Here is a 24181-nt window from a genome sequence, read left to right as displayed (position 1 = left end):
TCCAGTCTTGGGGAGCGTTCGTCCATGTCCGCCAATCGCCGCGCCGTCATGGCTCTTGCCAGTCTCGGAGGCATGGGTCTGGGGGCGCTGGCCGCCACGACCCGCGCCAGCGCCGCCGCTGCTTCCAGGACGCCCGCGCCCGTCCGGCCCGCCCTGCGGATCGACCCGCGCGATCTCGGCGCCAGGGGCGACGGGGCGACCAAGGACACCCAGGCCGTTCAGGCGGCCCTGGACCGCTGCGCCGTCTTCGGCGGCGGCGAGGTGGTGATCGCGGGCGGGACCTTCGTGGTCGGGGCCATCCGGATCGGCTCGAACACCACCCTGCGCATCGAGGAGGGCGCGACGCTGCGAGGTTCGCCGGACTTGGCGGACTATCCGGTCACCCAAGTGCGCTGGGAGGGCCGTTTCGTGCCCGGCTACATCGGCCTGATCGGGTCCCAGGGCGCGCACGACGTCGCCATCACCGGCAAGGGAAGCATCGTCGCCACCGACGCGATCAAGGGCCGCGTCCAGAAGGAGACCGGCCTGCGCCATCCGGCCCTGCTGGAGTTCGTCGAGGTCCAGACCCTCTCGGTCACCGATGTCCGGACCCAGCAGAACGACATGTGGTCGATCCACCCGGTGTTCTGCGACGACGTCGTGTTCCGGAACCTGGTGGTCAACGGCGGGGCCGATGGCATCGACGTCGACTCCTGCCGGCGCGTGGTCATCGACCGCTGCGACTTCGACACGGTCGACGATTGCATCTCGCTGAAGTCCGGCCGCGGCCTGGAGGGCAATCTGATCGCCCGTCCGACCGAGGATGTGGTGATCACCGACTGCGTGTTCCGCGACCATCGCTGGGCCTGCATCGGCATCGGCAGCGAGACCTCGGCCGGGATCCGCCGCGTTCGGGTCGAACGCTGCAAGTGCCTGACGGCCTACACCTTCGCCATCTACATCAAGAGCCGGCCCGGGCGCGGGGCGTTCATCGAGGACATCGTCATGCGTGACCTGGAAGTCTCCGGGACCGGCGGCGGCTTCCTGCGGCTGAACCTCCTGGACAGCGGCAAGCAGGATCAGTTCCCGGTGCCCGGCCTGGACGGCGTGCCCACGGCGCGCAACTTCACCTTCGAGCGGATCAAGGTCAGCGACGTCCCGGTGCTGGTCGAGGCGGTCAACATCCACCCCGACAAGCCGCTGGACGGCTTCGTGCTGAAGGACATCACCGGCACGGCCGGGAAAGGCATGAGCCTGGCCAACATCAGGAACGCCAACCTCAGCGGCATCGATGTGCGGGTCGCCGAAGGTCTGCTGCTGGCCGCCGTCAACGTCACCGGCAAGGGTCTGGCGGGCGCGGCGCCATTGCCGCCCACGGTGCGTCCGCCGGACGTCGCGGCGACGCAGCCGCCGTACGTGCTGGGCATGACCAGCGGCAAGCCGAACTGACGCGCGGAGGGCGCCGACCTCCACATTTCAACGCTGAAACCCATCCTTCCTTGCACGGATGAACCATTCGGGTGAAATCGCCGGAATGAAGAAGATGCTTACCCGCGGCCTGCTCGCCGCCGCCGTTTCGACGGGTTTCGCCGCCCAAGCCCAGACCGTTGGGGCCCAAGCGATCTCCAAGCCGGATCCGAAGCTGGTCGTGGTCATCTCGGTCGACCAGTTCAGCGCCAATCTCTACGCCCAGCACCGGGGCGAGTTCACCGGCGGCCTGGCCACGCTGAGCAGCGGCATCGTCTATCCGAACGGCTACCAGTCGCACGCCTTCACCGAGACGTGCCCGGGGCACTCGACCCTGCTGACGGGCAAGCATCCCAACAAGACCGGCATCAGCGCCAACGACTGGTACGACCGCGAGACGGGCAAGACGGTCTATTGCCTGGCCGACCCGACCGTGACCCCGGCCGACGACCCGAAGGGCAGGGCAGTGTCGCCCGCCAACATGGTCGCGACGACCTATGGCGACTGGCTGAAGGCCGTGTCGCCGAGCAGCCGCGTGTTCGGCGTCTCGGGCAAGGATCGCGGCGCGATCACCATGTCGGGTCACCACGCCGACGGCCAGTTCTGGTACCAGCCGGGCTTCGGCTTCACGACCTGGGTCCCGCAAGGCCAGACGGCGGAGCAGCGCCTCAAGCCGGTCGCCGCCTTCAACGCCAAGCTGGCGGCGGATCTCAAGAAGCATCCGTATACCTGGGACTACGACAAGGCCTCGGCCAAGCGCTGCAAGGCTCTGGAGGCCTCCTACGAGACCGGCGGTCGCCAATGGCGCGCGGCCCTGCCGATCCCGGCCGCGACCAGTGACGCCGACAAGCTGCGCGACCTCTATGCCAGCCCCTATACCGACCAGGCGACGCTGGAACTGGCCCAGAGCCTGCGCGAGACCTACGGCCTGGGCGACGGCCCGCAGGTCGACGTCCTGACCGTCAGCTTGTCGGCCACCGACTTCATCGGCCACCGCTACGGCACGCGCGGCCCGGAGATGTGCGACCAGATCACCCGGCTGGACGAACGCCTGGGCGTGTTTCTCAAGAGCCTGGACAAGGTCAAGGGCGGCGTCCTGGTGGTCCTGGCCGCCGACCACGGCGGCGCCGACTTCGTCGAGCGCTTGGCGGGCGAGGGCTATGATAGCCAGCGCGTGCTCGGCAAGCCATGGATCGCCGGCCTGAACGCCCAGCTGCGCAAGGACCTCGACCTGTCGTGGGATCCGCTGAAGGCCGATGGCGGCATCGATCAGATCTATGTCGTGGGCCCGGACGGCAGGACGCCCTCGATCACCGACCGGGCCCGCGTCACCGCCGCGGCCCTCGTGCTGATCAACAAGGATCCAGCCGTGGCCGAGGCCTACGACTCCAACGCCATCCTGACCCTGGCGGCCGCGCCCGCCGACGCCTTCCCCGAGGAGCTGTCGGTGGCCGAGCGCCTGCGTCGCAGCGCCTATCCGGGCCGGGTCGGCGACATCCTCGTCGCCTTCAAGCCCTATCGCGTGCCCGCCACGGCCGGGACGACCTATGTCTCGACTCACGGCAGCCCCTGGGACTACGATCGCCGCGTGCCGATCCTGTTCTGGTGGAAGGGCGCCAGCCCGCACGAGCGGGTGCTGCCGCTGGACACCGTGGACATCGCCCCGACCCTTGCGGGGGTCACACACGTGACGCCGCCGACGGATATCGACGGCGTCTGCCGGCCGCTCGCCTACGGCTCCCATTGCTAAGCTTCGATTAGGGGGCCTTCTTTACCTTCTCCACACCCTTGTTGAGCATTCTTCCCAATACATCCTATGAGGGAGGCCGGGGATGGCGAGAGGAATCAGTTTCAGAAAGCGCTCGTTCGCGGGCCATTGGCTGCTGTTGGGCCTGGTGGCCTGCTGCGCACTTTTCCTGATCGGCGGAGAAGCCTGGGATCATCCAACGGCCGGCCTGGCCAGCGTCGCCGTCATGGGCGCGTTCCTGGCGCTATGCGTCGGCTCGGTCCTGGCGGCGCTCACCGTACTTTGGGGAAGCTTCACGGTGCTGCGCTGGCTGTGGACCGGAGGGCGCTGGTAGGCTGACGGCCTGAAGCGCTTCCGTCACCGGAGGCTGGAATCAAAAACGCCCGGCTATCGCTAGCCGGGCGTTTTTCGTGTCTCAGCGCTAAAGGCGATCTTACTTGATCTTGCCTTCGCGGAATTCGACGTGCTTGCGGACAACCGGGTCGTACTTCTTCAGCACCATCTTCTCGGTCTTGGTGCGGGCGTTCTTCTTGGTGACATAGAAGAAGCCGGTGTCCGCCGTCGAGTTCAGGCGGATCTTGATGGAAGCCGGTTTGGCCATGGTCGAATCCCTGCGGTGGTCGCGCAGGTTCCCGCGCGTTGGAAATAAGAGGCGCGGAACATACTCATCGGCGGCTCAAAGTCAATTGCCGGAGTCAGTTACCGGCGGGGCACCGCTGATACGGAAAATCCGCCGAGCGGGCCTGGCCGCCGACGGAGCCCTCGATCCGGGCCACCAGGGTGTCCTTGTCGACCAGGCGATAGAGAATCCGCTGCGGAAAGTCGTGCTGCGGGTTCTCGAAGGTCACCGCGTTCTCGGCGATGTCCTTCACCGGAAAGGCCGCCTCGGCCTGGCCGGAAGGCAGCGCCACGAACTGCAGCTTGCCGTCGGCGGCGGCCAGGATGCGCATGAACTCGAACTCGCGCAGCTTGCCGTCGCGGACGCTGCGACTCATGCCGACCATCGCGCCGCCGGCCGGGGCCAGCCACTGCTCGTCGATCTTGGTCCCATTGGGCCGGGTCAGGGTCCAGCAGCCGCCGAGGAAGGCCAGTCTATTGATATCGGAGGGTGGCGGCGCGGGCGTCGCCTGCAGGGCAAAGGCCAGAATCGAACCGATCATCGCCAATCTCCTCCCCCAGCGATCCCGCCTCTCAGAGGTGGGTCAGATGCCGCTTACCGTTCAGGAAACGCATGAAGGGCGCGGGCCGTCCAGTCTCAGCCAGCCTTTGGCCGATCTCGTGGACCACGAAGCGGGTGATGTTGGGCAGATCCAGGGCCATGGCTTCCTGGAAGTCGACCCAGGCGATCTCGTCCAGCTCGCCGCAGTCGGGGCGACGGTCTAGGCTCAGCAGCGCCTCGGCCGGGGCCATGAAGAAGCGGGCGTCGAAGCGGCGCGGGCGATAGGGCGGAGTGATGGCGCGGGCCACAAAGGACAGTGGCGCCAGGTCGGGCAGGGCGCCTTGGGCCAGGAACGGTCGCCAGGGCCCCGCGCCGGGCCGTTCAGGAGCTTGCTTGGCCAGCAGCAGGCCGGTCTCCTCGAAGGTCTCGCGCACGGCCGCCAGGGCCAGGGCGCGGGCCAGGCGCGCCGGCCTGGGGTGACGAGCTTCCTGGGTCAGGCGCAGGGCGACCTCGGGGGCCAGTTCACTGGACGCGGGGGCGTCATAGTCCGTGCGATCGACCCGGCCGCCGGGGAACACCCACTTGTCGGGCATGAAGGCGTGGCCGCCGTTGCGCCGGCCCATCAGCAGGCGCGGCTGAGGGCCGTCAGTGCGGACGATGATGACCGTGGCCGCGTGCTTGGGCTTCAGCGCCGCGCCGGTCTCGCGCACGGCGCCGTCGTTGATCGTGTCGAATTTCGCGTCGATCGGCGGCAGGGTCATGGGGGAAGGTTAGACCGATTGCGTGAGCTGGAAAGACCGACGTAACGTCAGGCGGATTCTGGAGGGGCTTTACGATGTTTGGACGGGTTTCGACGCTGGCGTTGGTCGCCGGCCTGGCTTTCGGCGCGCCGGCTCTTGCGGCGCCGTCTCAGGCCCAGGTAGCCGCCGCGGCCAAGGCGGTCCAGCCCAAGGTCGTGGCCTGGCGGCGCGACATCCACGAACATCCCGAGCTGGGCAACCAGGAGGTTCGCACCTCGGCCCTGATCGCCAAGGAACTGAAGGCCTTGGGCTTCGAGGTCCGTGAGAACGTCGGCAAGACCGGCGTGGTCGGGATCCTGAAGGGCGGCAAGCCCGGCAAGGTCGTGGCCCTGCGCGCCGACATGGACGCCTTGCCGGTGGAAGAGAAGACCGGCCTGCCGTTCGCCTCCAAAGCCACCGCGACCTGGGAGGGCAGGACGGTGCCGGTCATGCACGCCTGCGGTCACGACACCCACGTGGCCATGCTGCTGGGGACCGCCACGGTGCTGGCTGGCATGAAGAAGGACATCAAGGGCACGGTCGTCCTGCTGTTCCAGCCGGCCGAGGAAGGGCCGCAGGCGGGCGAGGAAGGCGGCGCCAAGCTGATGATCCGCGATGGCGCGCTGGACCATCCCAAGGTCGACGCGGTCTTCGGCCTGCACATCGGTCCCGGCGACGCCAACCAGTTGAACTACCGCCCCGAGGGATTCTACGCCTCGTCGGACCGCATCACGATCACGGTCAAGGGTAAGCAGACCCACGGCGCGCGGCCGTGGGCCGGGATCGACATGGCCAGCGTCGCCGCCGACATCATCCAGGCCATGAACCAGATCGCCGCCCGCCAGGTCGACGTCGGCGCCTCGCCCTCGGTGGTGACGATCGCTGTGATCAACATGGGCATGCGCCAGAACATCATCCCTGAGGACCTGAAGATGGAGGGGACCCTGCGGACCTTCTCGACCGCCCGCCACGATGACCTGGTGGCCAAGGTCCAGAAGGCCGTCGCCAGCATCGGCGACCGCTATGGGGCCAAGGCCGAGGCGGTGTTCAGCCAGCCGTATCCGGTGACCTATAACGATCCGGCCCTGTCGAAATGGGTCAAGGCCAGCCTGGAGAAGGCCGCGCCCGGCAAGGTCGACGACAACGCGCCGCTGGTCACCGGGGCCGAGGACTTCTCGCTCTACGCCGAAAAGGTCCCCGCGGTGTTCGTCCAGCTGGGCGGCCGCAAGGCCGATGTGCCCGCCGCGACGGCGCCCGCCAACCACTCTCCGTTCTTCGACGTCGACGAGGCGGTGTTTGAGACCGGCGTTAAGGCCGAGGTGTTCATGGCGCTGGACTATCTGGAGCGGAAGTAGGGGGCTCAAATCTCTCCTCCCCCTCCGGGGGAGGTGGCCCAGAGGGCCGGAGGGGGCAGCTCGGTCTAAGCCGCATTAGCCCCCTCAGTCGCTCTGCGACAGCTCCCCCAAAGGGGGAGCAGAGAGGTTGGCGAACCACGGCGTGATCCGCCGCAGCGCCTCCTCGACCTCGGCCGTCGAGACCGCGAAGCTGAAGCGGATGAAGTGTTTGCCCTCGACGGGATCGAAATCCACGCCCGGCGCGGTGGCCACGCCGGTGTCCTTCAGCAGCTGCTGGCAGAAACCCAGCGAGTCGTCGGTCAGGTGGCCGATATTGGCCCAGATGTAGAAGGCGCCGTCCGGCGGGGCGATCTGCTGGAGGCCCAGCGCCGGCAGGGCGTCCAGCATCCGCTGTCGGTTGGCGCGGTAGACGTCGATGTGGGCTTCCAGCTCGTCGATGCAGTCCATGGCCGCCAGGCCCGCGTGCTGGCTCAGCGACGGGGCGGTCAGGAACAGGTTGCCGACATAGGCCCTCGCCCGCTCCAGGTCCTCGCCCTTGGGCGTCAGCAGCCAGCCCAGCCGCCAGCCGGCCATGCTGAAGTACTTGCTGAAGCTGTTGACGATCAGGGCGTCGGGCGCGAACTCCAGCATAGAGGGCGTGCGGCCGGTGTAGCTGAGGCCGTGATAGATCTCGTCGCTGATGATCCGGATGCCGCGCTCGCGGCAGACTTGCGCGATCTTTTCCAGCTCTTCGGGTTCGATGATCGTGCCGGTCGGGTTGGCCGGGCTGGCGACGATGACTCCGGCCGGGGCGGGCTCGAGGTCGGCCAGATGCCTGGCGGTCAGCTGGAAGCGGTCTTCCGGCCCGCAGGCGATCTCGACGGGCTCCAGGTGCAGGGCCTTCAGGCTGTTGCGGTAGGCGACATAGCCGGGACGGGCCAGGGCGATGCGGTCGCCGGGCGTGAACACGCTGGACAACGCCAGCACCAGGGCCGGCGAGGCCCCGCAGGTCAGCACGATCCGCTCGGGCTCCACAGTGACGCCGTACAGGGTCTGGTAGCGCTCGGCGATCCGCTGGCGCAGCAGCGGGCTTTCCCAGTAGCCCATGGCCTCGGCGTCCAGGATTTCATGAGCCTTGGCGATCGCCTTGCTGGGGGCGCCGGTCGAGGGCTGGCCGAACTCCATGTGGATGATCGAGGCGCCCTCCATCTTCAACTGGTGGGCCAGACGGCTGATGGCGATGGCGTGGAAGGGTTCGATCTCGGCGCGCATGATCGTGGCATAGCGGGGTTTGACGCGGCGCGCATCCCGCATGAGAAGAGGGCATGCGCTTGCTGACTCTCGCCGCCGCCCTGGCCCTGGCCACGCCCGTCTGGTCCCAGACCGCCTTGCCCCTGAACATCGGCGGCCGCGTCGCGCCCGCTCCCGCTGGGAGCTACGACTTCGGCTGGCCGGGGGTCTATTTCGAGGGCCGGTTCTCGGGGCCGTCGGTCGAGGTCGCGGTCAACACGGGCGCCGAGCACCTGGCCGTCAGCCTCGACGGCGTGCGCAAGGCCGAGCTGACGACGTCCGGAGAGACCCGGTTGAAGCTGGACGCCCTGGGCGCCGGCGAACATGTCGTGCGGATCGACAAGCTGACCGAGAGCCAGACCGGCTCGGCCCGGTTCGAGGGCTTCTTCGTGGGCGGGCAGGGCAGGGCGTCGCCCGCGCCGGCCCGGCCTCGCCGCATCGAGTTCATCGGCGACTCGCACACGGTCGGCTACGGCGTCCGCTCGACCAGTCGCGACTGCACCCAGCAGCAGGTCCACGACCTGACTGACACCAGCCTGGCTTTCGGGCCGATCCTGGCCGGGCGGCTGGACGCCGACTACCGCATCGAGGCCTTCTCGGGCCGGGGCGTGGTGCGCAACTATAACGGCCTGGCGCCGGGCGAGCCGCTACCGGTCCTGTTCCCGCGCCTGATCCCCGGCCAGGCCGAGCCGCGCGTGGCGGCCAACGACTCGTGGAAGCCGGACATCGTCGTCATCGGCCTGGGCACCAACGACTTCTCGACGCCCCTGAACCCTGGTGAGCGCTGGGCCGACGAGGCGGCGCTGCGTAAAGATTACCGCGAGACCTATGTCGCCTTCGTCCAGGGCCTGAAGGTCAGCCGGCCCGGCGCGCGCGTCTTCCTGATCGCCGGCGACACCTTCGCCGACGACGTCGCCGAGGTGGCGGGCCGTACAGGCGCGACGGCCGTGCGGATCACCGACATGGACCGCGGCGCGTGCCACTGGCACCCGTCGGTGGCGGATCAGAAGGCGATGGCCGATCGCCTGCAGGCGGCGATCGCGGCGAAGTAGATCCTCCCCGCTAGGGGAGCATTTTACCGCCGCTTCCCGCGCCGGACGCCCTTCGGCAGGCCGCCGCGCGGCTTTACCGCCGCCTGACGTCTCGCCCCCAGCCTGGGGCGCGGCATCTTCGGATCCGGCGGCAGCGGGTCGCTGAGCATCTCGAACAGCAGGCCGCCGGTCACGGGCGTGGCCTCGACCAGCTTGACCTCGACGCCGAGGCCCAGCGGCCAGCGCTTGCCGGTCCGCTCGCCGACCAGGGCGTGCATCTTGTCGTCGTGGACGAAGAACTCCTGGCCCAGGGTCGAGACGGGGACCAGGCCGTCGGCGCCAGTGTCGGTCAGCTTGATGAACAGGCCAAAGCGGGTGACGCCGGTGATCCGCCCCTCGAAGGTCGCGCCCACCCGGTCGGCCAGGAAGGCGGCGATGTAGCGGTCGGTGGCGTCGCGCTCGGCGGCCATGGCCCGGCGCTCGGCGTGGGTGATGACCTCGGCCGTGTCCTTGATCTGGGCGATGTCCTGGTCGGTGAGGCCATCGTCGCCCAGGCCCAGGGCCCGGATCAGCCCCCGGTGGACGATCAGGTCGGCATAGCGGCGGATTGGGCTGGTGAAGTGGGCGTACTTGGCCAGGTTCAGGCCGAAGTGGCCAATGTTGTCGGCGCTGTAGTGGGCCTGCATCTGGGTGCGCAGGACCACCTCGTTGATGATCGCCGCGTTCGGGCTCTCGCGGGTCTCTTCCAGCAGCTTGTTGAAGCGCGAGGTCTGCGGGGCCTCGCCCTTGTTCCAGCGGATCTCCAGGGTCTGCAGGAAGTCGGCCAGGTTCTGCACCTTCTCCAGGCTGGGCGTGTCGTGCACCCGGTAGATCAGGGGCGAGCGCTTGGCCTCCAGGCTCTCGGCGGCGCAGACATTGGCCTGCACCATCATCTCCTCGATCAGCTTGTGGGCCTCGAGCGAGGCGCGCTTGGTGATCGAGGCGATCTCGCCGCCCTTGATGATGATCCGGCGCTCGTCGCTCTCGATGGCCAGGGGCGAGCGGGCGTCACGGCCGATCTTCATCGTCCGGTAGGCTTCCCACAGCGGCTTCAGGATCGGCTCCAGCAGCGGGCCGGCCTTGTCGTCCGGCTGGCCGTCGATGGCGCCTTGCGCCTGTTCGTAGCTGAGCTTGGCGGCCGAGCGCATCAGGCCGCGCACGAACTTGTGGCCCTTCTTGCGGCCCGACTTGTCGAACACCATCCGGACGGCCAGGGTCGCGCGGTTCTCGCTCTCGCGCAGGCTGCACAGGCCGTTGGACAGGGTCTCGGGCAGCATCGGCTCCACCCGGTCGGGGAAGTAGACGCTGTTGCCCTTCTCGCGGGCGTCGCGATCCAGGGCCGAGCCGGGGCGGACATAGGCGGCGACGTCGGCGATGGCCACCCAGACCACCCAGCCGCCCTTGTTGGTGTCGTCCTCGTCGGGATGGGCGTAGACGGCGTCGTCGTGGTCGCGGGCGTCGACCGGGTCGATGGTCACGAACGGCAGGTCACGCAGGTCCTCGCGGCCGGCCAGGGTGGGCTCGACGGCGGCCTTTGCCTCGCGCTCGGCCTCTTCGGAGAAGCCCGTCGGGATGCCGTGGCTGTGGATGGCGATCAGCGAGGCGGCGCGGGGATCGTTCTCGGTCCCGACCACCTCCAGCACCTTGCCGGGCTTGGGGCCGTAGCGGCCGCCGTGCGTGCCGACCTGAGCGACCACGAGATCGCCGTCCTTGAAATCGTGGGCGACGCTGGGATCCAGGACCAGCACGTCCTTGGACTTGCGGTCGACCGGCTCGACGCGGATCTCCTTGCGGTGCTTGCGGATGACGCCCAGCACCTTGTGGGCGCTCTGGCCCAGGCGCTTGATCAGCTTGGCCTCGAACTCGCCGGTCTCCAGCCGCTCGAAGCGGACCAGCAGGCGGTCGCCCAGGCCCGGCGCGCCGGCGGCCGCCTCGCCCTTGCCCGGAGCCAGACGGACGTTGGGCACGTCATCGTCCGACTTGGTCAGCTTCACATAGAGCTCGCCGTCGGCGTCGCGCTCGACCACGTCGGCCACGCCCACGGGCGGCAGGGAGCCAGCCTCGGCGAAGCCCTTGCGGCCGCGCTTGGCGAGAGCCCCTGGGCTTCCAGCTCGCGGATCATCTCGCGCAGGGCCCGACGGTCGGCGCCCTTGAGGCCGAAGTGGCGGGCGATGTCGGCCTTGCCGCTTTCCCCGGCGTCGCGCAGGAACGCGATCAGCGTCTCGCGATCGGGCAGGCCGGCGGCGGGACGCGGCTTGAACGCTTTGGGCGGGCGAAGTTTGGCCATGTCCTGCCTTACCCCGTTACGGGGGCGGATGGCCAAGGGAAACGCGCGCGGACCCTAGTACAGGTCCTCGATCGACCGGGGCGGCGGCGGGTCGGCCGGCTTGGGCGTCGGCGCCGCGGCCGGCGTGGGCGTCGGATTGGCCGGCGGGGTCTCGATCGTCGGGGCCGGCGCCTCCTGCTCGACGGTCTGGACCTCGACGGCCTTGGGCTTGGGGGCCTCCACCGGCGGCGGCTCGTAGGCGAGGGCGGGGGTGGCGTCCTTGACCGGTACGCCCGAAACCTCGGCCAGCGGCTGGTTGGAGACCTCGCCGCCGCCGTGGTCGATCTTCATGGCGTTGGTCACGCCCATGGTGAAACCGGCCACGCAGCACAGCACCAGCGCGGCCACCACGACATGCAGGGGCAGAGGACGTTCCAGCGTCGTCATGATCGAACTCTACTCGTGTCCCCGGCCTCTGAACAGGTTCAGGTCTCGTCGTCCCACGGCGCGGCGCCGTCGTCAGACGATGTGGCGGTCGCTGTCGCCTTGGAGGCGGCCTTCTTGGCGGCCGGTTTCTTGGCGGCCGTCTTCTTGGCCGGCGCGTCGCCTTCGGCCTTGGCCGCCGGCTTCTTGGATGCGGCGGCCTTCTTCGCCGGCTTCTTGCCGCCGCCCTTGGCGACGCGTTCGGCCAGCAGGGCCACTGCTTCCTCGATGGTCAGGGCCGCCGGATCCTTGCCTTTCGGCACATTGGCGTTGGTGTCGCCGTGCTTGATGTAGGGGCCAAAGCGCCCCGACAGCACCCGCACCGGCTTGCCGTCCTCGGGGTGATTGCCCAGTTCGGCCAGGGCCGCCGCGGCCCCGCGCTGCGGGCGTCCGCCGCCGGCGCGCTTGTCGGCTAGGATAGCGACGGCGCGGTTTAGGCCGACATCGAACACCTCGTCGGCGTTCTCCAGATTGGCGTAGGTGCCGTCGTGCAGCACGAACGGCCCGAAGCGTCCCAGGCCCGCCGTGATCACCTTGCCGTCGTCCGGGTGCTTGCCCACCTCGCGCGGCAGCGACAGCAGGCGCAGGGCCTTCTCCAGGTCCATGGCCGAGGCGATCCAGCCCTTGGGCAGGGACGAGCGCTTGGGCTTGTCACCGCTGCCCTCGGCCGCCAGCTCCTCGACATAGGGGCCAAAGCGCCCGTTCTTCAGCCACACGGCGCTGCCGCTGGCGGGGTTGATTCCCAGTTCCTTGTCGGCGCTCTCGGCCTCGCCGTCGCCTTCCGACACGCCCAGCTGGCGGGTGTAGCGGCATTCCGGATAGTTCGAGCAGCCGATGAAGGCCCCGAACTTGCCGGTCTTCAAAGACAGCTGGCCGCTATGGCAGGTGGGGCACAGGCGCGGGTCCGAGCCATCGCCCTTGTCCGGGAAGATGTGCGGGCCCAGGGCCTCGTTCAGCGCGTCCAGCACGTTGGTGGTGCGCAGCTCGGCGATCTCGCCGACGGCGGCGTGGAAGTCCTTCCAGAAGTCACGCAGGAACTGCTTCCAGTCCAGCTTGCCGTCCGAAACCAGGTCGAGCTGCTCTTCAAGGGCGGCCGTGAAGTCATACTCGACATAGCGGCGGAAGAACTGCTCCAGGAACGCCGTGACCAGGCGGCCTTTGTCCTCGGGGACGAAGCGCTGCTTCTCCATCTTCACGTATTCGCGGTCGCGCAGCACGGTCAGGACCGAGGCGTAGGTCGACGGACGGCCGATCCCTAGCTCTTCCATCTTCTTGACCAGGCTGGCTTCCGAATAGCGCGGCGGCGGTTCGGTGAAGTGCTGGTCGGCGCGGGCCTCGATGACCTTGGCCGAGGCGCCTTCCTCGATCACCGGCAGGCGAGCGCTGTCCTCGTCGCCTTCGTCATCACGGCCTTCCTCGTAGACGGCGAGGTAGCCGGGGAAAAGCACGACCTGGCCCGTGGCGCGCAGGCCGGTCTGGCCGTCGGCGCTTTCCAGGTCGACCGTGGTGCGCTCGATGCGGGCGCTCTCCATCTGGGAGGCGATCATCCGCTTCCAGATCAGCTCGTACAGGCGGCCCAGGTCCCCCTCCAGGCGCAGCGAGCCGGGATTGCGGTTCAGGCTGGTCGGCCGGATGGCTTCGTGGGCCTCCTGGGCGTTCTTGGCCTTGGCCTTGTAGTAGCGCGGGGTCTCGGGGACGTAAGATGCGCCGTAGACGTTGCCGATGACGCTGCGCGCTTCGGCGATGCCCTCGGGCTCGACCGACACGCCGTCGGTCCGCATGTAGGTGATCAGGCCGACGGTCTCGCCGCCGATGTCGATGCCTTCATACAGCTTCTGGGCGGCCTGCATGGTGCGCTGGGCCGAGAAGCCCAGCTTGCGGGCGGCTTCCTGTTGAAGCGTCGAGGTGGTGAAGGGCGGGGCGGGCGAGCGCTTGCCCGGCTTCTTCTCGACGGCGGCGACCTTGAACACGGCCGCGCCCACGGCGGCCTTGGCGGCCAGGGCCGAGGCCTCGTTGCCCAGGTCGAACTTGGTGAGCTTCTTGCCCTCGTGCTTGACCAGGCGGGCCAGGAACGGATCGGCGCCGGCCGAGACGTCGGCGTCGACGGTCCAGTATTCCTGGGTCTTGAAGCGCTCGATCTCCAGTTCGCGGTCGACGATCAGGCGCAGGCAGACCGACTGCACCCGGCCGGCCGAGCGGCTGCCCGGCAGCTTGCGCCACAGCACCGGCGAGAGGGTGAAGCCGACCAGGTAGTCGAGCGCGCGGCGGGCCAGATAGGCCTCGACCAGCTCCATGTCGACGTCGCGCGGATTGGCCATGGCCTCCAGCACGGACGTCTTGGTGATGGCGTTGAAGGTGACGCGCTGGACGGCCTTGTCCTTCAGCGCCTTCTTCTTGTTCAGCACTTCCAGGACGTGCCAGCTGATCGCTTCCCCTTCGCGATCCGGGTCGGTGGCCAGAATCAGGCGGTCGGCCTTCTTCAGGGCGTCGACGATGTCGCTGACGCGCTTGCTGGCCTTGGAGTCGACTTCCCAGCTCATGGCGAAGTCGTTGTCGGGTTCGACCGAGCCGTCCTTCGAGGGCAGGTCACGGATGTGGCCGTACGAGGCGAGAACCGTGTAGTCGGACCCGAGGTACTTGTTGATGGTCTTGGCCTTGGCCGGGCTCTCGACGACGACGACGTTCATTCTGACTCTGGGCTGGAAAGCGGATCGCCCTGCAGGCGAGCGCCGGAAAGTGGGGGCTTCACTAGGGGTCTGTCAACGCAGGCCCTGTGAAACGGCCGCGCTTAGCCGCTTGTTAAGGTCGTTGTGCCAGCATCATGGCGTCGTTTTGTGACCGGACGCCGATGGATCTGACCGTCAACCGGATCGCCACCGAGGCCTATGTCTCGCCGATCCGGGAAATCAAGCCCGTGACCTCGAACGCCGAACGCGCGGAAGTCGCCGATCGGCTGAAGGAAGCCGTGCGCGCCGCCCCGGCCGCCGGAACGGGGCTGCTGGTGGATCTCAGAGTCTAGAGCGGTCGTCCGATCAGATCCGCGCACTGGGCGGGACCTTCATATTCATTCTTCGCGGCGATGACCCTGACCTGGCGATGCAGCAGGGGCAGCAGCCCATTCGCGGTGGACATGCAGCGCATAGCCGCCGCTGGGGCCGCCGCCGTCGATCCTGGTGCAGACGAGGTCGGTCGCGAGCCGGGTCTCCTTCGAAGGATTGGCGTACGAGCCGACCATGAACATCAGACCCAGCAGGCCGACGCTGCCTAGGAAGTAACCGAAGGCGATCGGCAGGGCGCTCACGACCAGGGCCAAAGACCGGACGAGGCCGGGCAGGGGTAGGCGGCCGATGCCGAAGGCGAGGAAACAGTAGGCGAAGTAGGCGGCGGCCAGCGTCCAGATGTTGGCGATCAGCGGCACGAAGCGGATCCCCGCCAAGTTCGCGAGGATCACCACGACCAAGAAGACGCCCAGGACCAGCGATAGGGGCTTCGCCGCGGCCTCCTGACTCCGCGCCGGCAGCCGGTTGATCAGCGTCCGCAGCGCCAAGGCCGCCACGGGCGCCGCCAGCAGCAGGATCCAGACCAGTTTCAAAAGAGCATCCACGATTGCGTCTCCCGGGGTGCTCGATTTTCGGTTGTCTGCGCGGCGCTGGCAAGCTCTGCCAATCGCCACGTTCCTGACGCGCGGCCATGGTCGAGTCGCGTCCCTGGGTCGGCGCTTCGGCCTGTGACGCGGCGGACTGATGGCGCACTGGAGACGACGTGGCGGGAAGGGCGTGGCCCTGGTCGTGAGCCTGGCCGCGCACGTCGGCGCCGTGGCGATCCTGTTGGCCGCTCACGTGACGCCGCCCGCGCCCGAGCCGCCCTCGGTGATGGTCGAACTGGTCGATCCGCCGCCACCGCCACCGCCACCGCCCCCACCGCCGCCCGCGCCGCACGACGCGCCCAAGTCGCCGGTGAAGGCGCCGGCCAAGCCGCCGTCGCCCGAGAAGCCGGCCAAGACCACGGCCCGCTCGGCTCCGAAATCGCCCCTGCGTGAGACCAAGGCGCCGCCCAAGAATGTCCCGACCTTCGTGGCCAGCCGCGATCCGACGCCCAGTCGGGTCATGGGGCTGGGCGAGTCCGAGCTGCAGGGCGCGGCGACCGCCGGCTCCGGCGCGGGCGGCGGTGGCGGCGGCGAGGGTTGCGACATGGTCCGGCTGCTGCAGGAGGGCTTGCGCAAGAACCCTAGGGCCCGCGCCTCGCTGATGCGCGCCCACAGCGCCACCGTCGGCGCCGGCCGCGCGCCCCTAGTCTGGAGCGGCGACTGGCAGCGCACCAGCGGCGAAGAGGGCGACGGGCTGGCCGGCCTGCGCGAGATGATCATGATGGAGGTCGCCTTCGCCCCGGCCGCCTGCCGCGCCGAGCCGATGCGGGGCCTCGTCCTGATCTCCCTGAACGACGGCCCGGGCGGGGCCCGCTTCGCCCTGGGCGGCGGCCACTGGCGCTGGTCAGACCTGCTGTTCGCCAAGGGGGCGCGGCGAAGCGGCGGTTAGGCGGGCTTGAGGGCCATCACGTACAGGCGACCAGCGGTGACCACGGTGGCGTCGCGGCGCAGAGGAATGTCGGCGGTCTCGACGATCTCGAACCAGGGGGCGGCGGTCTCGCGGACATAGGCGTCGCCATGGGCGTAGCGGGCGGACGGCAGCAGGCGCCAGCCGGTCTCGCCCAACTCGGTGGTGACGGCCAGAAGGCCGTCGGGAACCATCGACCGCGCCGCGCCGGCGAATAGCGGGGCCAGGTCGCCGAAATAAGCCAGCACGTCGGCCGCGAAGATCAGGTCGAAACTGGCGGGCGCGGACCGCAGGAAGGCCACGGCCTCGGCCTGGACCAGCGTGTCATAGTCGCCGCGCTCGGCGGCCCTAGCTAGCATGCCGCCGGACAGGTCCACGCCCGTCAGACGGGCTCCGAAGCGACGCAGGGGCGGGCCGGCCAGGCCCGTGCCGCAGCCCAGGTCCAGGATGGCCTCGAACCGCTCGGCGCGACGCGCGACCAGATCGGCCAGCAACGGCGGCGCGCCATAGCCGAGGTTGTCGACCAGTTGCTGGTCGAAGCGGTCGGCGAAGCCGTCGAACAGGGCCTCGACATAGTCCGAGGGCGCGCGATCGATGTCTTGCTCGGTCAGCACCCGGCGTTCGTGCGTCTGGACCGGGTCGTCGGGCGTGTTGTGCGCGAGCCAGTCGCCCAGCGTCCGGGCCGCCGCCAGGCGCTTGAAGGCGACCAGGATCGAAAAGCCTTCGCGGATCACGGTCGCCGGATCCTCCGCGAGCGGGCCCGCGATACGGCCATAGAGCGCCAGCGCCGCCTCGGCGGTTAGGGTCTCGGCGGCGGCGTAGGCGGCCGCGCGCGCCCAGGTCAGGCGGGCGCCGTCGGCCAGGGTCTCGCCATCGGCTTCGAACGCCTCGGCCGCGCCCGCGAAGTCGCCGGTCATGTACAGCGCCTGGGCCAGGCAGGTCCGCCACAAGGGCTCGACCTCAGGCGTGGTGACGGCGCCGGCCAGGGCGTCGACGGCTTCGGCGAAGCGGCGGCCGTTCATTAGGGTAACGCCCAGGCCGAACAGGGCCGAACCGCTATCGGGCAACCGCGCCAGGACCGCACGGAAGCCGGCCTCGGCCGCCTCGAGCCGACCTTCGCCGGCGGCGGCCACGGCCGCGTCGAAGGTTTCTTGCAGATTGTCCAACTCAGCCGCTCCGTGTCGCGGGCCTGTTATGGCCGCGCTGCCATCCCGCCGTCCAGCAGCTCGGCGCGTCCGGCCTGGCTGAGTTCGACCAGCGCCGCCATCACCGCCGAGACCGGCGCGCCGGCCGCCCGCATGAGGTCGCTTCGCGTGGGGGCGGGGCCAGCGGGAAGGCGCGTTCGCCGCGTCGGGAGAGGCCGGGCAGGCCCGATAGCCTCCGCTCGGGCGCGCCGTAGCAGGAGATCAGGTCGTCGAAGGTGACGGGACCGACGGTCTCGGTGCACGCCAGGCGCAGCCGGGCGAAGCGCTGGATGTCCGAGAGCCGACCCGGGATCACGGCGTCCCCAAGGTTATGGAGCGGCGGCGGAGGGCTCCGCGTCCTTCTTCTTGCCGATCTTGGGCTCCTGGCCCTTGAGCAGGCGGGCGATGTTCTCGCGGTGGCGGATGAAGATCAGCACGGCCATGAACAGGGCCAGGCCCAGCATCGGATAGGGCTGGTCAGTGGCCAGGGCGAACGGCGCGGCCAGCACGGCGGCGGTCAGGGCCGCCAGCGAGCTGACGCGGAACAGGGCCGCCATGGCCAGCCAGGTGATTGCGGCCAGCACGCCGACGGGCCAGCAGGCGCTGAGCAGCACGCCGTAGAAGGTGGCCACGCCCTTGCCGCCCTTGAACTTCAGCCAGACGGGGAACAGGTGGCCCAGGAACGCCGCCCCGCCGGCCAGGGCGATGATCGCCGGATTGCCGTGGGTCAGGAACCGGGCCAGCAGCACCGCGACCACGCCCTTGCCGGCGTCGCCGACCAGGGTGATCAGGGCTAGGTCCTTGCGCCCGGAGCGCAGCACGTTGGTCGCGCCGATATTGCCCGAACCGATCTGGCGGATGTCGCCGGCCCCACCCAGGCGCGTGGCGATCAGCCCGAACGGGATCGAGCCCAGCAGATAGCCGCCGACGATGGTGATCGCGAGCGTCAGATAGGTGGCGGCGGCGAGATCTTGCACGATTCGACCCTAGGGAGAGTTGCGCGCGAATTCAACCGTTGCGCAAGCGAGAGTTGTGAGCTTCAGGTGTAGTGCAGACTCGAAGACAGGGCAAAGTCGTACGGCCTAATGGCCTCCCAGCGCCTTCACGAGGGCCATGACCGGCGGCGCGAAGGCCAGCGGGCCGATCAGCAGGTCACTCAGCAGGATCGCGCCCACGCCCCAGAAATAGGCCGGGTGGATGCGTTTGCGAACGATCTGGTCGGCGATGGGGCCGGCCAGGGCGAACACTAAGATCACGCCGAACATGACCGCCGGCGCGGCGGCGCCGAACGCGTCCATCGGCAGCAGGCGCCCCAGCCCCGGCCCCAGGATCGAGACGGTGGCGCACAGCATCAGCCGCTTATGCCACTCGGCTTGGCGTCGCAGCGCCACGCCGCCCGCGACCAAACCGCCGAACACCAGGATGCCCAGACAGTTCATCACCAAGAACACACCGCCCGGGAAGAAGCTTGGGACTCGGTGGTAGTGATAGGCCATGAGCGTCGCGGCGAGGCCCATGACGATCATCAGGCTGGCCAGGCCCGCGCCCAGCATGCCGATCTGCCGATGCAGCTTCACCGCGCCCTTGGCGATGAAGGCCGGCTGGACCACGAACAGCACGACCCAGCAGGTAAAGACCGCGCCGTGCACATGGTAGAGCAGCGGCAGGCCCGGCTTGTGGGTGAAGTCGTCCGGCACGGTCTGGCCAAAGCCGCCGATGAACACCGCCGCCATCAACAGCGACAGGATGAGATAGAACCGACGGCCGACGGTCGCCACCGGGCGGCGGCCCGCATCTATCGCGGTCATCTGGTGGTCCCCCGAGAACAGCGCTCGGCGAAAGTGTGCTGAAATCGGCGCCTCTTTACAATGGGAGATCAGTGGTATGCGACCGGGCCGGTTACCCCTCCGCCCGGTGAACCACACGGCCATCCACCACCGTCATCAGCACCTGCCCTTGCAGCCGCCGCCCGTCGAACGGCGAGTTCTTGGATTTCGACAGCAGCCGCGCGGCGTCGACGATGATGGGGGCGTCGATGTCGCACAGGACGAGGTCGGCCGGAGCCCCCGGCGAGATGCGGCCGCCGCGCAGGCCCAGCAGTTCGGCCGGGGCCAGGGTGACGGCGCGGATCAGGTCGACCAGGGCCAGGCGCTCGTCGTGATACAGCGACAGCAGGGCCGGCAGCAGGGTTTCCAGGCCCACGGCGCCCGGCGCGGCCTCGTCGAACGGCAGGCGCTTGTCCTCGGCCGGGGCCGGGCTGTGCGAGGAGACGACGATGTCGATCAGGCCCGAGGCCAGGGCCTCGATCAGCGCCTGCCGATCGTCCTCGCCGCGCAGGGGCGGGTTCAGCTTGGCGAAGGTGCGGTAGTCGCCGATGTCCAGCTCGTTGAACGACAGGTGGTTGATCGACACCGAGGCGTTGATCCTCAGGCCTTTTTTCTTGGCGCGCTGAAGCGTCTCCAAAGCTTGGGCCGAGCTGATCTGGTCGACCAACAACCGCCCGCCGGTGGCTTCCAGCAGGGCGACGTCGCGCTCCAGCATGATCCGCTCGGCCATCGGCGAGATCGAGGGCAGGCCCATGCGGCCGGCGAACTCGCCGCCGGTCGCCGCCCCGCCCTTGGCCAGCCACGGATCCATCGGGCGGTGGGCCAGCAGGGCGTCGAACCCTTTCGCATAGGTCAGCACGCGCTGCATGACCTTGCTGTCGACGATCGGCTTGCCCGCGTCAGTGACGTAGACGCAGCCGGCCTCGCGCATCAGGCCGATCTCGGCCATCTGCTCGCCCTTCAGGCCACGGGTCGCCGCGCCGGCCACGAGGATGCGGGCGCTGTCGATGTCGCGCGCCCGCCGCAGGATGAAGTCGACGACGCTGGGATCGTCGATGGCCGGGGCCGTGTCGGGCTGGACCACAAACGAGGTGACGCCGCCGGCAGCCGCGGCCTTGGCGGCGCTGGCCAGGGTTTCCTTAGTCTCGGCCCCGGGCTCGCCGGTGCGCACCCGTAGGTCGATCAGGCCGGGGGCCAGCAGCGCCCCGCCGCAATCGACGACCCGCACGGCCTTGCTGAGCTTGCCGAACTCGCGACCCTTGGCGACGTCGGCGATCACGCCTTCCGAAACGATGACGCCGCCGGGGCCGTCATAGCCGCTTTCCGGATCGACCAGCCGGGCGTTGACGAGGGCGAGGGGCTGGGCGGACGTCATTGGCTCGCCTCCAAAGCGTGGCGTCCCGCCACGCTCGAATGTTTGATTTTGAGGCTGTTCATCGGCTTTTGCTGTTCCATCAAAAGCCGACAGCCTCAATGCGGGCTGCGAGGCTGGTCAGCACCGCCATGCGGGCGGCGACGCCCATCTCGACCTGATCCTGGATCAGGCTGACAGCCGGATCGTCGGCGACGTCGCTGTCGATCTCGACGCCCCGGTTCATCGGGCCCGGATGCATGACCTTGGCGCCCGGCGCAGCGCGGGCCAGCTTTTCGCGGTCCAGGCCGTAGAAGCGGAAATATTCGCGGGTCGAGGGCACGAAGGCGCCCTGCATCCGCTCCAGCTGCAGGCGCAGCATCATGACGACGTCGGCGCCGGCCAGGCCCGACTTCATGTCGTGGTGGACGGTGACGCCCCAGCGCTCGGCCTGGGCCGGCATCAGGGTGGGCGGGCCGACCAGGCGCACGCTGGCGCCCAGGGTGTGCAGAAGGGCGACGTTCGAGCGGGCCACGCGGCTGTGCAGCACGTCGCCGCAGATCGCCACAGTCAGGCCCGAGACGCGGCCGAAGGCGCGGCGGATCGACAGGGCGTCCAGCAGGGCCTGGGTCGGGTGTTCGTGCTGGCCGTCGCCGGCGTTGACCACGTGGCCGCTGACCTTCTGGCTGAGCAGGCTGGCCGCGCCCGACGAGGCGTGGCGCACGACCAGCAGGTCGGGACGCATGGCGTTCAGCGTCACCGCCGTGTCGATCAGGGTCTCGCCCTTGGCCACCGACGAGGTCTTGGGGTTCATGTTGACCACGTCGGCGCCCAGCCGCTTGCCGGCCAGCTCGAATGAGCTCTGGGTCCGGGTGCTGTTCTCGAAGAACAGGTTCATCAGCGTCCGGCCGTGCAGCAGGTCCAGGCTCTTTGACGTCTGCCGGTTGAAGGCGACGAAGGCGTCGGCCAGGTCCAGCAGGTCGGTGGCCTGGGGCGCGTTCAGGTCGCCAGCGGACAGGAAATGGCGTTTGGGGAATTCGAAGACGCGGGCGCGGATCGCATCGATGGCCGCGCGGGCGGGGTCATGGGCTGAAGCCGTCATGAGCCCGCGTCATAGGCGGGTTTGACGGGGAAGGGAAGGCGAAGGGCGGCAATGCGCTGTGGAGGATGTTGCGTCGCGGACAATCTGGTCAACGCCGCGGGCCCCCACCTGACTGCTTCGCGGTCGTCCGCCCCCGAAGGGGCAGACGGGGCGGCGTCCGTCTTTCCCCTCTCAGGGAGGAGCGCGCAGCGTGGAGGGGGCGAGTGTCAGGTCTACAAACCCCGCAGCCGCTCCAGCGCCCCTTGCAGGATCCAGCCGGCCGCCATCTTGTCCACGACCTCGGCCCGTCTTTTCCGGTTCACGTCATGCTCGTCGATCAGCACCCGCGTCACCGCCGCCGTCGACAGGCGCTCGTCCCAGAAGGTGATGGGCAGGTCGGGCTTGAGGCGCAGCAGGTTGCGGGCCAGGGCCCTGTTGCTCTGGCAGCGCACGCCCTCGGTCCCGTCCATGTTCATCGGCAGGCCGACCACGATGCCGACCGCGCCGCGACTGTCCATCAGCTTGAACAACTGCTCGGCGTCCTGAGTGAACTTGGTCTTTTCGATCAGCGCCAGCGGGCTGGCGACCGTGCGGGTAACGTCGGAGACGGCGACCCCGATGGTCTTTTCACCCGGGTCCAGGCCCACGACGGGGGCGTACTGAGGCAGGGCGGCGGCGAAGTCTTCGATGTCGAGAACGGGCATGGCTCTCTTTATCAGGCGTGGGCGCGTCTGAAACCATCCTTGAAACCTCGTCTCGGGACCGCTAACCCACGCGTTCGAATTTCAGGAGATCCCCATGGCCATTGACGCCGCCACGGTGCGGAAGGTCGCCCGGCTCGCCCGCATCGCCGAACCCGAGGAGCGCATCGAGGCCCTGGCCCAGGAGCTCAACGGCATCATGACCTGGATCGAACAGCTGGCCGAGGTCGACACCGACGGCTGCGAGCCGCTGACCAGCGTCGTGGCCTCGGGCCTGCCGCTGCGCGACGACGTCGTCACCATGGGCGGCGACCCGGCCCGCGTGACCAGCAACGCGCCCAAGTCCGTGAACAACTTCTTCGTCGTGCCGAAGGTGGTCGAATAATGAGCCTGACGAAGCTGACCCTGAAGGCCGCCGTCGACGGCCTGGCCAAGGGCGAGTTCACCTCGGTCGAACTCACCAAGGCCCACATCGAGGCCATCGAGGCCGCGCGCGGCCTGAACGCCTACATCCTGGAGACCCCGGAAAAGGCCCTGGACATGGCCGCCAAGTCCGACGCCTGCCGGGCGCTGGGCGAGGCCGGTCCGCTGGAAGGCGCGCCGCTGGGGATCAAGGACCTGTTCTGCACCGAGGGCGTGCGCACCACGGCCTGCTCGAAGATCCTCGAGAACTTCACGCCGACCTACGAGTCGACGGTGACCAGCCAGCTGTGGCGCGACGGCGCGGTGATGCTGGGCAAGCTGAACCTCGATCAGTTCGCCATGGGCTCGTCGAACGAGACCAGCTACTTCGGTCCGGTGACCAACCCCTGGCGCGCCCAGGGCAGCAACAAGGCCCTGACCCCGGGCGGCTCGTCCGGTGGTTCGGCCGCCGCCGTCGCCGCCGATCTGTGCCTGGGGGCCACGGCCACCGACACCGGCGGCTCGATCCGCCAGCCGGCCGCCTTCACCGGCACGGTCGGCATCAAGCCGACCTATGGCCGCTGCTCGCGCTGGGGCGTCGTGGCCTTCGCCAGCTCGCTGGACCAGGCCGGGCCGATCGCCAAGACCGTCGAGGACGCAGCCTTGCTGCTGACCTCGATGTCGGGCCATGACCCCAAGGACTCGACCAGCCTGGACATCCCGGTTCCGGACTTCACCCAGTTCGTGGGCAAGTCGGTGAAGGGGCTGAAGATCGGCATTCCCAAGGAATACCGCGTCGACAACATGCCGGCCGAGATCGAGAAGCTCTGGCAGGACGGCATCGCCTGGCTGAAGGACGCTGGCTGCGAGATCGTCGACATCAGCCTGCCGCACACCAAGTACGCCCTGCCGGCCTACTACATCGTGGCCCCCGCCGAGGCGTCCTCGAACCTGGCCCGCTACGATGGCATGCGCTACGGCCTGCGCGAGGACGGCGCCAACCTGACCGAGATCTACGAGCACACCCGGGCGTCGGGCTTCGGCGACGAGGTCAAGCGCCGCATCCTGATCGGCACCTATGTGCTCAGCGCCGGCTATTACGACGCCTATTACCTGAAGGCCCTGAAGGTGCGTCGCCGCATCGCCGAGGACTTCGACAACGCCTGGACCAAGGTCGACGCGATCCTGACCCCGACCGCGCCCTCGGCGGCGTTCGGCTTGGGCGAGAACTCGAACGATCCGATCGCCATGTACCTGAACGACGTCTTCACGGTGACGACCAACCTGGCGGGCCTGCCGGGCCTCAGCCTGCCGGCCGGCCTTGACGCCAACGGCCTGCCGCTGGGCCTGCAGATCATCGGCAAGCCCCTCGACGAGGCCACGGTGTTCTCGGTCGCCGGGGCGGTCGAGAAGGCCGCGGGCTTCTCCGCGAAAGCCGAGAAGTGGTGGTAAAGTGAAAAGGGCGGCTCCTCGCGGAGCCGCCCTTCTTTGTTCCGGGGGTGTGGGACC

General features: G+C 68.9%; 23 protein-coding genes and 1 pseudogene. 9 read left to right on the top strand and 15 right to left on the bottom strand.

Annotated elements, in window-relative coordinates:
- Positions 1-24 precede the first annotated feature (24 nt).
- The 3 genes from MZV50_RS16850 (at position 25) to MZV50_RS16840 (ending at position 3527) form a co-directional block, all read left to right on the top strand.
- Positions 25-1428, top strand: coding sequence for a glycoside hydrolase family 28 protein (locus tag MZV50_RS16850; RefSeq protein WP_252630456.1), 1404 nt, complete (start codon positions 25-27; stop codon positions 1426-1428).
- Positions 1429-1537: 109 nt separating this feature from the next.
- Positions 1538-3196 carry an alkaline phosphatase PhoY gene (phoY, locus tag MZV50_RS16845; RefSeq protein WP_252635263.1) on the top strand — a complete coding sequence of 553 codons (1659 nt, stop codon included), beginning with the start codon at positions 1538-1540 and terminating at the stop codon, positions 3194-3196.
- 82 nt (positions 3197-3278) lie between these two features.
- Positions 3279-3527, top strand: coding sequence for a hypothetical protein (locus tag MZV50_RS16840; RefSeq protein ID WP_252630455.1), 249 nt, complete (start codon positions 3279-3281; stop codon positions 3525-3527).
- A 99-nt stretch (positions 3528-3626) separates the two neighbouring features.
- On the opposite strand, the gene rpmG is transcribed toward MZV50_RS16840, so the two are convergent.
- From rpmG to MZV50_RS16825, 3 genes are all read right to left on the bottom strand, one after another.
- Positions 3627-3794 carry a 50S ribosomal protein L33 gene (gene rpmG / locus MZV50_RS16835; RefSeq protein ID WP_004620056.1) on the bottom strand — a complete coding sequence of 56 codons (168 nt, stop codon included), beginning with the start codon at positions 3792-3794 and terminating at the stop codon, positions 3627-3629.
- A 94-nt stretch (positions 3795-3888) separates the two neighbouring features.
- Positions 3889-4353, bottom strand: coding sequence for a DUF6265 family protein (locus MZV50_RS16830; protein ID WP_252630454.1), 465 nt, complete (start codon positions 4351-4353; stop codon positions 3889-3891).
- Between the two features lie 31 nt (positions 4354-4384).
- Positions 4385-5113, bottom strand: coding sequence for an NUDIX hydrolase (locus MZV50_RS16825; RefSeq protein WP_252630453.1), 729 nt, complete (start codon positions 5111-5113; stop codon positions 4385-4387).
- Positions 5114-5187: 74 nt separating this feature from the next.
- Between MZV50_RS16825 and MZV50_RS16820 the strand changes: the two genes are divergently transcribed.
- A complete protein-coding gene (locus MZV50_RS16820) occupies positions 5188-6486 on the top strand; it encodes an amidohydrolase (protein WP_252630452.1) in 1299 nt (432 codons plus the stop codon).
- A gap of 84 nt (positions 6487-6570) precedes the next feature.
- Here the strand turns inward: MZV50_RS16820 and MZV50_RS16815 are convergent, their stop codons facing one another.
- Positions 6571-7737 carry a pyridoxal phosphate-dependent aminotransferase gene (locus MZV50_RS16815; protein ID WP_252635262.1) on the bottom strand — a complete coding sequence of 389 codons (1167 nt, stop codon included), beginning with the start codon at positions 7735-7737 and terminating at the stop codon, positions 6571-6573.
- A gap of 53 nt (positions 7738-7790) precedes the next feature.
- Between MZV50_RS16815 and MZV50_RS16810 the strand changes: the two genes are divergently transcribed.
- Positions 7791-8807 carry an SGNH/GDSL hydrolase family protein gene (locus MZV50_RS16810; RefSeq protein WP_252630451.1) on the top strand — a complete coding sequence of 339 codons (1017 nt, stop codon included), beginning with the start codon at positions 7791-7793 and terminating at the stop codon, positions 8805-8807.
- Positions 8808-8830: 23 nt separating this feature from the next.
- Here MZV50_RS16810 and rnr read toward each other — a convergent pair.
- From rnr to topA, 3 genes and pseudogenes are all read right to left on the bottom strand, one after another.
- Positions 8831-11112 (bottom strand): annotated as a pseudogene (rnr, locus tag MZV50_RS16805) (ribonuclease R).
- A 54-nt stretch (positions 11113-11166) separates the two neighbouring features.
- Complete coding sequence (locus MZV50_RS16800) at positions 11167-11538, bottom strand: hypothetical protein (protein ID WP_252630450.1); 372 nt, start codon at positions 11536-11538, stop codon at positions 11167-11169.
- Between the two features lie 38 nt (positions 11539-11576).
- A complete protein-coding gene (topA, locus tag MZV50_RS16795) occupies positions 11577-14261 on the bottom strand; it encodes a type I DNA topoisomerase (protein ID WP_252630448.1) in 2685 nt (894 codons plus the stop codon).
- 161 nt (positions 14262-14422) lie between these two features.
- On the opposite strand from topA, the gene MZV50_RS16790 reads away from it, so the two are divergent.
- Positions 14423-14593, top strand: a complete 171-nt coding sequence (locus MZV50_RS16790; RefSeq protein ID WP_252630447.1) for a hypothetical protein — start codon at positions 14423-14425, stop codon at positions 14591-14593.
- 45 nt (positions 14594-14638) lie between these two features.
- On the opposite strand, the gene MZV50_RS16785 is transcribed toward MZV50_RS16790, so the two are convergent.
- Entirely contained in the window at positions 14639-15178 is a 540-nt protein-coding gene (locus tag MZV50_RS16785) for a hypothetical protein (protein ID WP_252630446.1), read from the bottom strand.
- 139 nt (positions 15179-15317) lie between these two features.
- Here MZV50_RS16785 and MZV50_RS16780 point away from each other — a divergent pair, with 139 nt between their 5' ends.
- A complete protein-coding gene (locus MZV50_RS16780) occupies positions 15318-16109 on the top strand; it encodes a hypothetical protein (protein WP_252630445.1) in 792 nt (263 codons plus the stop codon).
- On the opposite strand, the gene MZV50_RS16775 is transcribed toward MZV50_RS16780, so the two are convergent.
- The 7 genes from MZV50_RS16775 to ruvX form a co-directional block, all read right to left on the bottom strand.
- A complete protein-coding gene (locus MZV50_RS16775) occupies positions 16106-17293 on the bottom strand; it encodes a methyltransferase domain-containing protein (protein WP_252630444.1) in 1188 nt (395 codons plus the stop codon). The genes MZV50_RS16780 and MZV50_RS16775 overlap by 4 nt on opposite strands.
- 100 nt (positions 17294-17393) lie before the next feature.
- Positions 17394-17627, bottom strand: a complete 234-nt coding sequence (locus MZV50_RS16770; protein ID WP_252630443.1) for a hypothetical protein — start codon at positions 17625-17627, stop codon at positions 17394-17396.
- Positions 17628-17640: 13 nt separating this feature from the next.
- Positions 17641-18288 (bottom strand): glycerol-3-phosphate 1-O-acyltransferase PlsY, encoded by a 648-nt coding sequence (plsY, locus tag MZV50_RS16765; protein WP_252630442.1) that lies wholly within the window; start codon positions 18286-18288, stop codon positions 17641-17643.
- Between the two features lie 105 nt (positions 18289-18393).
- Positions 18394-19119, bottom strand: coding sequence for a hypothetical protein (locus MZV50_RS16760; protein WP_252630441.1), 726 nt, complete (start codon positions 19117-19119; stop codon positions 18394-18396).
- A gap of 91 nt (positions 19120-19210) precedes the next feature.
- Positions 19211-20512 carry a dihydroorotase gene (gene pyrC, locus MZV50_RS16755; RefSeq protein ID WP_252630440.1) on the bottom strand — a complete coding sequence of 434 codons (1302 nt, stop codon included), beginning with the start codon at positions 20510-20512 and terminating at the stop codon, positions 19211-19213.
- A 79-nt stretch (positions 20513-20591) separates the two neighbouring features.
- Positions 20592-21590: an aspartate carbamoyltransferase catalytic subunit gene (locus tag MZV50_RS16750; protein ID WP_252630439.1), complete on the bottom strand. Its 999-nt coding sequence runs from the start codon at positions 21588-21590 to the stop codon at positions 20592-20594.
- A 212-nt stretch (positions 21591-21802) separates the two neighbouring features.
- On the bottom strand, positions 21803-22273 hold the full coding sequence (gene ruvX / locus MZV50_RS16745; protein ID WP_252630438.1) for a Holliday junction resolvase RuvX: 471 nt from the start codon (positions 22271-22273) through the stop codon (positions 21803-21805).
- Positions 22274-22367: 94 nt separating this feature from the next.
- Between ruvX and gatC the strand changes: the two genes are divergently transcribed.
- Positions 22368-22655 carry an Asp-tRNA(Asn)/Glu-tRNA(Gln) amidotransferase subunit GatC gene (gatC, locus tag MZV50_RS16740; protein WP_252630437.1) on the top strand — a complete coding sequence of 96 codons (288 nt, stop codon included), beginning with the start codon at positions 22368-22370 and terminating at the stop codon, positions 22653-22655.
- Positions 22655-24124, top strand: coding sequence for an Asp-tRNA(Asn)/Glu-tRNA(Gln) amidotransferase subunit GatA (gatA, locus tag MZV50_RS16735; protein WP_252630436.1), 1470 nt, complete (start codon positions 22655-22657; stop codon positions 24122-24124). The genes gatC and gatA overlap by 1 nt, the downstream gene beginning before the upstream one ends.
- Positions 24125-24181: the final 57 nt, after the last annotated feature.

This window comes from Caulobacter segnis (assembly GCF_023935105.1).
GTDB classification, from domain to species: Bacteria; Pseudomonadota; Alphaproteobacteria; order Caulobacterales; family Caulobacteraceae; genus Caulobacter; species Caulobacter segnis_B.
This window is presented reverse-complemented; position numbering and strand designations above follow the sequence as displayed.